Source organism: Jeotgalicoccus nanhaiensis (genome assembly GCF_015235105.1).
GTDB classification, from domain to species: Bacteria; Bacillota; Bacilli; order Staphylococcales; family Salinicoccaceae; genus Jeotgalicoccus; species Jeotgalicoccus nanhaiensis.
This window is the reverse complement of the sequence record NZ_JADGLW010000020.1, coordinates 1-485: the sequence shown is the minus strand read 5'-3', so window position 1 is coordinate 485 and position 485 is coordinate 1. Positions and strand designations below refer to the sequence as shown.

At 73.2% G+C, this 485-nt stretch carries 1 protein-coding gene; it reads left to right on the top strand.

Annotated elements, in window-relative coordinates; genetic code table 11:
- Nucleotides 1–485, top strand: a 485-nt coding sequence (locus IR135_RS11490; RefSeq protein ID WP_135099506.1) for a molybdopterin cofactor-binding domain-containing protein, incomplete at both ends; no start/stop codon positions are given.

The window sequence follows — 485 nt, the reverse complement described above, 5'->3', positions numbered from 1 at the left end:
GGCCGACGGCGCGGTGGACCAGACCCGCAGGCTCTACGCGGGCGCGAACCGCATGACCGCCACGCGCCTGGCCGAGCTGCACCTGCCCGAGGTCAACGCCATGCGCGCGCCCGGCGAGGCCACCGGCCACATGGCGCTCGAAGTCGCCATGGACGAACTCGCCGAGAAGCTCAGGATGGACCCGGTGGAGCTGCGCATCCGCAACGACACGCAGGTCGTGCCCGACACCACGGGCGAGAAGGGCGGCGGCGACAAGCAAGGAGAGGGCAAGCGCCCCGAAAAGCGTTTCTCGCAGCGCCAGCTGGTGGAATGCCTGCGCCTGGGCGCGGAGCGCTTCGGGTGTAACGCGCGCAACCCCCTGCCGGCCCAGCGCCGCGAGGGCCGGTGGTGGATCGGCCTGGGCGTGGCGTCGGCCTACCGCGGCGCGCCCGTGATGAAGTCCGGCGCCCGCGTGCGGCTGGATGGCGAAGGCCGCATCCTGGTGG